Annotated in this window: 8 protein-coding genes; 4 read left to right on the top strand and 4 right to left on the bottom strand. The window is 45.4% G+C overall.

Annotated features, from left to right (window positions below; genetic code table 11):
- Positions 1 to 181: 181 nt before the first annotated feature.
- Together QUB77_RS25615 and QUB77_RS25610 are read right to left on the bottom strand one after the other, a co-directional pair.
- A complete protein-coding gene (locus QUB77_RS25615; protein ID WP_333178339.1) occupies positions 182 to 598 on the bottom strand; it encodes an NUDIX hydrolase in 417 nt (138 codons plus the stop codon).
- 285 nt (positions 599 to 883) lie between these two features.
- On the bottom strand, positions 884 to 3,514 hold the full coding sequence (locus QUB77_RS25610) for a M1 family metallopeptidase (protein WP_333178342.1): 2,631 nt from the start codon (positions 3,512 to 3,514) through the stop codon (positions 884 to 886).
- A gap of 224 nt (positions 3,515 to 3,738) precedes the next feature.
- Between QUB77_RS25610 and QUB77_RS25605 the strand changes: the two genes are divergently transcribed.
- A complete protein-coding gene (locus tag QUB77_RS25605) occupies positions 3,739 to 4,821 on the top strand; it encodes a class I fructose-bisphosphate aldolase (protein WP_333178345.1) in 1,083 nt (360 codons plus the stop codon).
- A 191-nt stretch (positions 4,822 to 5,012) separates the two neighbouring features.
- The gene (cas6, locus tag QUB77_RS25600; protein ID WP_333178348.1) at positions 5,013 to 5,894 is read left to right on the top strand and encodes a CRISPR-associated endoribonuclease Cas6; all 882 of its coding nucleotides are present in this window, start codon (positions 5,013 to 5,015) and stop codon (positions 5,892 to 5,894) included.
- Here the strand turns inward: cas6 and QUB77_RS25595 are convergent, their stop codons facing one another.
- Complete coding sequence (locus QUB77_RS25595) at positions 5,895 to 6,221, bottom strand: antibiotic biosynthesis monooxygenase (RefSeq protein ID WP_006631248.1); 327 nt, start codon at positions 6,219 to 6,221, stop codon at positions 5,895 to 5,897.
- Between the two features lie 427 nt (positions 6,222 to 6,648).
- Between QUB77_RS25595 and QUB77_RS25590 the strand changes: the two genes are divergently transcribed.
- Positions 6,649 to 7,116 carry a response regulator gene (locus tag QUB77_RS25590; protein ID WP_333178352.1) on the top strand — a complete coding sequence of 156 codons (468 nt, stop codon included), beginning with the start codon at positions 6,649 to 6,651 and terminating at the stop codon, positions 7,114 to 7,116.
- Positions 7,117 to 7,216: 100 nt separating this feature from the next.
- Positions 7,217 to 7,510, top strand: coding sequence for a DUF2103 domain-containing protein (locus QUB77_RS25585; protein WP_333178354.1), 294 nt, complete (start codon positions 7,217 to 7,219; stop codon positions 7,508 to 7,510).
- On the opposite strand, the gene QUB77_RS25580 is transcribed toward QUB77_RS25585, so the two are convergent.
- Positions 7,499 to 8,125: a HEAT repeat domain-containing protein gene (locus QUB77_RS25580; protein ID WP_333178356.1), complete on the bottom strand. Its 627-nt coding sequence runs from the start codon at positions 8,123 to 8,125 to the stop codon at positions 7,499 to 7,501. The two genes, QUB77_RS25585 and QUB77_RS25580, sit on opposite strands and share 12 nt — an antisense overlap.
- Positions 8,126 to 8,257: the final 132 nt, after the last annotated feature.

Here is an 8,257-nt window from a genome sequence, read left to right as displayed (position 1 = left end):
CACTGATATCATAAGTTTGTAGGGTGCGTCAGTAATCATAGCTCGATTTCCCAATCATTTAGCTGACGGACGCACCCTACAAGTTTATACTAAGAGTAAAAAGTGGTTGTACGCACGAATTATGGCGCTAAGATGCGCCTCGGCGCACATTAGATAATTAGGTTCTGCATTGATGACTGAATCACCAGAACCTATTCTGCAAATCCGCAAGAATGAGTTTTAGTTCCGGTTCGTTAACCCGCTTAATTGCTTTAGGAATACTTACCCACTGGCGCTTTCTCTTGCTAGCTTCCGGCCAAATTTCCAGAACTGCTTGCACTTGCATTAAAAATACTCCTACCTGACAAATATAGCCAGACTTTTGATACTCGTAGGTTCCTAGCAAATCCGGGAATACTTTCCCCAACAAACCTGCTTCTTCCCAAGCTTCCTTGGCGGCGGAATCTTGGGGAGTCATGTCAGGTTCAATTAATCCTTTGGGAATCACCCAGCGCTTGCTAGCCGAAGAAGTAATCAACATTACTTCAATTTCTCCCTCTTGAATGCGGTAGGGAATTACCCCCGATTGCTCAACCAGTAAAGCGCTTTTTATACTCATGATTTCTGCAATATTTGTGGCTACCAAAGCTGCTGTAACCTCATGAACGGTTTACAAGTAAAAAATAAAAATAGCATCCTGATTCTCGACCCTTCCCAAGTTGAGACAGCAATAAAGTGGATAATAAACATATTTAGCTTTTCCGGTCTGGCGAAAATAGGAAATTCCCATGTACTCCCACTGAACAATAATATTATAATAACCGCGCACAATCATCTACCGACAAGCAGATAAAAGCCGATCGCGAATATCTGCCTTTATCTGCGCCGGTATGGGGTTTTACACCTAATCTTTCTTCGCCTTAGCCTCCAAATTTTCCATCCGACTCCTCAAATCTTGATTCTCCTTTTTCACCTGGTCTAATTCCTCCCGCAACTGCTTTACCGCTGCATCAGAACCAGCATTTTTCTGCACTCTTTGCACAGCTTCATCAGCCATGCGGCGGACGCGACCATCGGGAGTTTGGTCAGCTAAAGAACGCAAAATGCGAATTGCTTTGCGAGTTTGCATTTGTCCTAATCCCGCTACTACAGAAACTTGAGTCAAGAAAAACGTCTCTTTAGATAATTCTGCCAATCGCTGCAAAATCCGTTCTAAATTGACTTTGGTTTGACCACTGGAAATTGTGCCCAAAGCTCGAATTGCAGCCAAGCGCAAAGCTTGCGGAGTGCCGGCGGCTGTGTATTTAAAAATTAGATTCAGCGCGTCTTCAGAAGTTTTCATTTGCGCCAAACCTGCGATCGCACCCGATCGCACTACCTCATTCCAGCCCTGACGCTCTTTCAGCACCAATTTTAACTCTTTCAGTACCTGTTCGTCGGTCGGTTTTTCGTCGGGGTTAGCCCCTGCAATGGCGCCCATAGCACTCGCTGCTGCTGCTTCTACGTAATAGCTGTCGTCGCCTTTTTCGACGATCGATCTCAGCGCTTTATAAGTTTCGTGAGTTTGGATTTTACCCAGCGCATTCACCACAGCGCGACGAACACGAGCATCTTTATCTTTTAAACCACTTACTAAACCTTCAAAAACTTGGTCGAGTTTAATTTCAACTAAGTGACCGGCAACTTCGGCCCGTACTGCCCAGAACGGCTCTTTCTTGAGAACTTCTGACAGCGTTTTCACCGCTTCCAGGCCTCCCTTTTTCGCCAAAGCTTGGGCAGCGTAAATCCGGGAAACCGGGTCTGGATCGAACTGCAACTGAGCTTTGAGTTCCGCAATTCCATACTCTAATACAACAGTTTTTAAGTATTTATTGCCCACATCAAAACTGATAAAGGCAGGCTTCTGTTCGAGGGGAAAATAGAAGCTTTGCTCGCGCTCATGCACTCGGACTGTGAAAGTTTTTAGGTTCGGGTTTGAACGTACCCAACTGTCATCATCTGCTTCTTTTTCTGGCTTGTAACCGAAGCCGATCGGGATTTTCAAATCAAATACATCTTTGCTGTTGCCGTTGCCATTTTTGCTGTCTTTTACCTGAGTTTGCGTGACAGTCACTTTTGCTAATTTGCTGTCGCCATCCCAAGAATAAGCAACCTTATAATCTGGATGACCGCCACGATAAACGTACTGGTCAAACAAAAACATGAGATTGCGACCAGTAGCCTTTTCTATCGCCCTGAGCAAATCGATGGTTTCTACAGTTTTGTGAGCGTTATCCCGCACAAAAGTGTGAATTGCTTTGTAAAATAATTCGTCGCCCAACTCGGCGCGAATCATGTGATAGACGCAAGCGCCTTTTTCGTACAAATGGCGATCGTACAATTCAATGGCTTCGCGGTAAACGTGAGTAACGATCGGGCGGCGGTAGCGGGAACTGTCTTCAGCTAAATAATTGCGGGCTTCATTTAACATATAGTAAGCCGCGTCTTCTTTGCCATATTCTTTGTCAGTCCACAGCACCTCGGAATAAGAAGCCATACCTTCTTTCAGCCAAGCATGAGACCAATGTTTAATTACTACTAAATCACCGAACCACTGGTGAGCCAATTCGTGGGCAACTAAGCTTTCAGTGCCTCGATTGTCGAGGGTAGCGCGTTCGTCTAACAAGCACCTATCTGTTAGCAAAGTTGTCGAAGTATTTTCCATACCGCCGAAGATGAAATCATCGACGCAGACTTGAGCGTATTTGGGGAAAGGGTAAGGATAGCCAAATGCTTGAGAGAAGAATTCAATCATTTGAGGCGTTTTGCCCATGCTGCGCTTAGCGTCTGCTTCGCGGCTTCTTTCCACGTAATAATTAACTGGTTTGCCATTCCATTCGTCTTTAATTTCGGCAAAATCTCCGACTGCTAAGGTCATTAAATATGTCGGGTGTACCTGGGTTTGCGACCAGTGATAAATTTTATCGTCGCCTTCGTTTTTTGTACTAATTAATTCGCCGTTGGAAATAGCAAAGAGTTGTCTTGGAACTTGCACTCGAATTTCCGAAGTAGCGAGTTGTCCGGGATAGTCGAAACAGGGAAACCAGAAGCGGGAATCTTCGTCTTCGCCTTGAGTCCAAACTTGTGTTGGTTTGTCTGGATAGTGTTTGTCCGGGCCGACGAAATAGAGGCCGCGCTGGGGTTTTTCGACCGAATATTCGATCGCAATTGTAATGGGTTGGTAAGCTTCTGTTGGTTCGTGTAGTTGAATTTGCAGCACTTCGCCATCGCTGTCGAAATTTTGCTCAATTTCGCCGACTTTTACTGATTTGATATTTAGGTTGACAGCATCTAAGGTTAATTTGTCAATACCGCTGCGGACTGGATTGATGCGGATGCTACAAGTGCCGCGAAAGCTTTGTTTGGGAATATTCAGCACTAAGTCGAGGAAAATGTGCTCTACTTGACCAGGGCGATCGGGGTTGTAATGCGGCCGAGCACCGGGCATCTCGAAGGATTTGTGACCGTTTTCAGAATCAAAGTAAGTTTGTGACATTGTGATGGCAAAGTTGTGAGTCGATCGGCGATCGCTGGCAGCGCAGATCCGGCTGAACTGCCAGCTTATTATAGAGTAGCGCGTCCTAGCTGCTGTTGTCGCTAACTTGTTAAAAATTGGTTCTAGGGTTGAGGGGATGGAAAATATGATTTTTTCGCTACAATATCAGCAAGGTTAATGTCTGCAATCATCAGCCTGTAATTGAAATTCAGAGGGAAATCTGTATGACAGCTACACTATCAGTTCCCAATTCCATCGAGTCTTGGCTTGGCGACGAAGCCGAAGACTTGCTCACCCATCAAGCAAAAGTTTCTAAAGATTTGTTGCACCTGCCGGGGCCGGATTGGGTCGATCGCATTTTTGCTCAAACCGATCGAACTCCCCAAGTTTTGCGATCGCTTCAGCAACTTTATTCTAGCGGACGCTTGGCAAATACTGGCTATTTATCCATCCTGCCAGTAGACCAAGGAATCGAACACTCGGCGGCCGCTTCTTTTGCACCGAATCCCATCTATTTTGACAGCGAAAATATCATTAAATTAGCAATTTCGGCTGGCTGCAATGCTGTCGCGACAACCCTGGGTGTTTTGGGAAGTGTATCTCGCAAATACGCGCATAAAATCCCTTTTATTGTCAAGCTAAATCACAACGAATTGCTGACTTATCCCAATCAATTCGACCAAATAATGTTTGCTTCAGTGGAGCAAGCTTGGAATTTGGGAGCAACAGCAGTCGGAGCAACAATTTATTTTGGTTCCCCGGAATCGACGCGGCAAATCCAAGAAGTCAGTCAAGCTTTTGCACACGCTCACGAATACGGAATGGCGACAATTCTGTGGTGCTATCTCCGCAACGATATTTTTAAACAAGACAAAGATTATCACGTTGCAGCCGATTTAACCGGGCAAGCAAATCACTTGGGAGTGACAATTCAAGCTGACATTATCAAGCAGAAATTGCCCGAATGCAATCACGGTTACGAAGCTGTTGCTAAAGCTAGCGGCCACAGTTACGGCAAAACCGACAAGCGGGTTTATTCGGATTTAACAACGGATCACCCGATCGATCTAACTCGCTATCAAGTGCTCAACTGTTATGCGGGAAGGATGGGTTTAATTAACTCCGGCGGTGCTTCCGGGAAAAGCGATTTTGCAGAAGCAATTCGCACGGCGGTAATCAACAAGCGCGCTGGGGGCTGCGGCTTAATTTCCGGCCGCAAAACTTTTCAGCGTCCTTTTGAAGAAGGCGTAAAATTGTTCAACGCCATCCAAGACGTTTATTTGTCGCCAGAAATCTCGATCGCCTAAAAATTCCCAACACAGAGATTTGCCTCTCTATCACAACCTAAACGTAGGGTGCGCACTGCGCACAAATCTTCCTAAACGTAGGGTGCGCACTGCGCACCTTACCTTCTTGAGATGGGTTAATATAAGTTGCAACTTAGCTGTAATCTTAATACTAGCTGAACATTTCTAAAGACACAGTATATAATTTTAAAATGCCCCACAGCCTTGTTTTAAACCTGCTGCCAGTTGCACCAATTCCATCCCAGTTTTTAACGGGACGGCACCTCCACGCTTTATTTTTGAACTTGGTGAGTGCTGTAGACAGCGATTTGAGCGCGTACTTGCACGACCAATCTCATGAAAAAGCTTTCACTTTAAGCCCTTTTCAAGTAAGCAGAAAAGAGGCTTACAAAAGCAGTACGCCACAGCCGCAAAAGAGAGTTTTGCCTCCGGCTTCCCGCACAATATCTCCGGCTGTACAGTGGGAACACAAGCAAGCAATTCAGGAAAATACGCCGATTTGGTGGCGAATTTCTCTGCTGGATGACGATTTGTTCGATCGCCTAACTCAACTTTGGCAGCAACTTAATTTCGAGATCCCTTGTCATCTCGGCCCGACAAATATATACATTACTAATATTTTGAGCGAACCGCAATCAAACCAGCCTTGGGTAAACTTTTGTACTTACGCCGAATTGTTCGATAGAGCTTCGGAAACTGAGCGCCAAATTGCTTTTACTTTTTGCACTCCTACTAATTTTAGGCAAGGTGTATATGATAGTGCTATGCCCACTCGTGAAAGTATTTTCAGCAGTTTAGCGAATCGCTGGAATAAGTACAGCAGGATTGCGATCGAACCTACTTTCACAGAAGCTATTTTTCCCAGTTTCTTCGATATCCGAACAGAAGTTTGTACAGATTCTCGCAGTAAATTTATTGGCTGCGTCGGCGATATTAGTTACCGAATTATGGGAGATATAGCTCCTGCTACTATCAAGCAAATTAACACTTTAGCAGATTTTGCGCTTTACAGCGGAGTCGGGCGAAAAACCCCGATGGGTATGGGAATGACGCGCAGGTTGCAGGTTTTTTAATTATTCACTTTTGGGCTGGATTTCACTGACAATTTCATAAACATTTGTGTCTGGTATTTTCGCAAACAAAGGCGTCATCTGCTTCAATATTTCCTGATAAGCTTCGCTTTGATTGGCTGCCATATCTTCTACGCTTTCCCAAAAAATGATGGCAATACCTTTGTCTGTATTGGGCAATTGCAGCAGGTATGCTCCCTTAAAACCTGTGGCATAAGTTGCAACGGCTTTTTCAAAAAGTTGTTCGGCCGCTTCAAATTTTCCGGGTTTAAATTCGCCAATGGCAACATAGGCAAACTGATGTCTGAGAAAGTCTAGAAATTCTGACATATCTTTTTCCTCACTTAATCGCGATACAGCAAGTTATATTTTACCCGATCGCCGGAAATTTGTGAACTTCACAGGTTGGAGTTTCGCGCTTAGCTCCGAGGCCGATTTATTAATTACACGTTACTGCGATCGCCATTCAAATAGAAACTTTTTGAGTCAAACGGCTGGAATCTTTATTAAATAAACTATTGAAGAGCTGATTTTATACGTTCACAATCCTAGGTACGCCGGAGCGGCTTCTAGCGCTAGTAAGTAAGGTAAAGCTGCTGATAACTCAAGTCTTGTGTATAACTGCGAGCATACACAAAGCTGTAAAAAGTGCGAGTCAAAAGCGGTTTTTTGCAATAACCCTATTGAATTATTTAAAACTCACCTGTAACAATTATAACACAGCCCTAAAAACAAAGTAAAGAGCGAGCTCAAACAAATGAAAAAAATATTAGTAATTGAAGACGATCACTTAATTCGAGAAACGGTATTAGAACTTCTGGAATCGCGCGGTTTTGAAGTTATATGCGCCGAGAATGGAAAAGTTGGTATCCAGTTAGCTGCACAAATTCCCGATTTAATTTTGTCTGATGTCATGATGCCGGAACTCGACGGTTTTGAAGTATTTGCTGCCGTGCGATCGCACCCTGCAACCGCCAACATTCCGTTTATTTTTATGACAGCCTCCGAAATGGAAAAAGCCCTGGAACTCAAAGCAGACGGCTATCTCAAGAAACCTTGCAGCCTCGCAGACATGCTCCGGGCGATCGCCGCTCAACTAGAAAAACCCACAGTTAGCAACCCACAACATCAAACAGTACAGGACAATTGTGCGCCATCAAATCTTAGCTTGCGCGCCAGGAATCAAAAATCTCGGTTTGAGATTGTCTCGGTTTGCTGGCAATGACACGCACAGTAACGTTATTGATAAATAATTTGAGGGAATTTCAAATTGGTTCCAGCCAGGGGTGGCTTAGACTGGGTATGTTGAATTTGGTTAAATATTTATGAACGCACAACCCAAAGGCCGCCTAGTTTGGAATCACTCTACCCACCTTCCCGGTTTGATACCAATTTTAGAGCGCCTCACCCAAAAAATGGGCATTCAAACAGTCACTCCGGGCGTCATCAACAAAGTTAAAGGACACATCCCCCGCATGACATTAAGAGTGTCAGTACCCATCCGCGGGGGATTTAAAATCATCGCCAGACAGGGCAAAACCGTACAAGAAGTCTTTATATTAACGACTCTCACTCAAGGGGACTTGGAAGAGACGATCGCCCAAACCCTACCCAAGTGAAAATTTTTCCTTAGCAAGCAAAGCCCGAGCCCTAACTGAAGTAGTTTCATCGCTTTGGGTGATTTCCTCAAGTCTGGCCGAAACTTCGGCTAACCAATCCGGTTTAACAGTCGCAGCACCCGCCAAAGCTTGCAAACCCCCCGCTGCTGCGTAGCGAACCACCCATTCTGGATCGCGGGACGCTTGCAGTAGCGTTTTCACAGCGCGAAGTTGAGCATCTGCAATTTGTTCTGTCGGCATCAGTTCCCAACAAATCGTCCCCAAACCCCTCGCCGCCGCCCGCCGCACGCTCAAAGCAAAGTCATTCGCCGCTGCATCGAGCAAAATCTCCAAACCCCTGGGGTCGCCAATTCCCGCCAAAGCCCGAACAGCCCAAGCTCTCGCCCCGTAATTGTAGCCGTCAAGCTGTTCTAGAAGCGGCTGCACCGCAGGTTCTCCAAGTTGAATTAGCCCATCAACGGCGGCAACAGCGGCGCCTGGGTTGTTGTAACCGAGCACTGTAATTAAGGTAGGAATTGCTTCTTTTGAGGAAGCTGCAGCCAGTGCTTTGACGGAGTTTAACAAGCCTTCGGAAGAATCTGCTTGTTCGACAGCCTGAATTAGTTCTAATGCCATTTATTTGTAAGCTTTACCGTGACTATTGTAATTGTAGGTTGGGTCGATCGCGCGATCGAACTTTTTGCAGCGTGGGTAAGGCGCGGCGATCGACTTGGAAAGCTTCCCCAGCTCAAAGTAGGACAGTCTTGG

Origin of the sequence: Microcoleus sp. AT9b-C3 (assembly GCF_036705485.1) — a bacterium.
Lineage (GTDB): Bacteria > Cyanobacteriota > Cyanobacteriia > Cyanobacteriales > Microcoleaceae > Microcoleus.
The sequence above is the reverse complement of the archived record's forward strand: the minus strand, read 5'-3'. Positions and strand labels throughout refer to the sequence as shown.

Excerpts from the sequence above, each read along its gene's own strand:
- QUB77_RS25615 (WP_333178339.1), bottom strand. The coding sequence starts at position 598 with ATGAGTATAAAAAGCGCTTTACTGGTTGAGCAATCGGGGGTAATTCCC.
- QUB77_RS25610 (WP_333178342.1), bottom strand. The coding sequence starts at position 3,514 with ATGTCACAAACTTACTTTGATTCTGAAAACGGTCACAAATCCTTCGAG.
- QUB77_RS25605 (WP_333178345.1), top strand. The coding sequence starts at position 3,739 with ATGACAGCTACACTATCAGTTCCCAATTCCATCGAGTCTTGGCTTGGC.
- cas6 (WP_333178348.1), top strand. The coding sequence starts at position 5,013 with ATGCCCCACAGCCTTGTTTTAAACCTGCTGCCAGTTGCACCAATTCCA.
- QUB77_RS25595 (WP_006631248.1), bottom strand. The coding sequence starts at position 6,221 with ATGTCAGAATTTCTAGACTTTCTCAGACATCAGTTTGCCTATGTTGCC.
- QUB77_RS25590 (WP_333178352.1), top strand. The coding sequence starts at position 6,649 with ATGAAAAAAATATTAGTAATTGAAGACGATCACTTAATTCGAGAAACG.
- QUB77_RS25585 (WP_333178354.1), top strand. The coding sequence starts at position 7,217 with ATGAACGCACAACCCAAAGGCCGCCTAGTTTGGAATCACTCTACCCAC.
- QUB77_RS25580 (WP_333178356.1), bottom strand. The coding sequence starts at position 8,125 with ATGGCATTAGAACTAATTCAGGCTGTCGAACAAGCAGATTCTTCCGAA.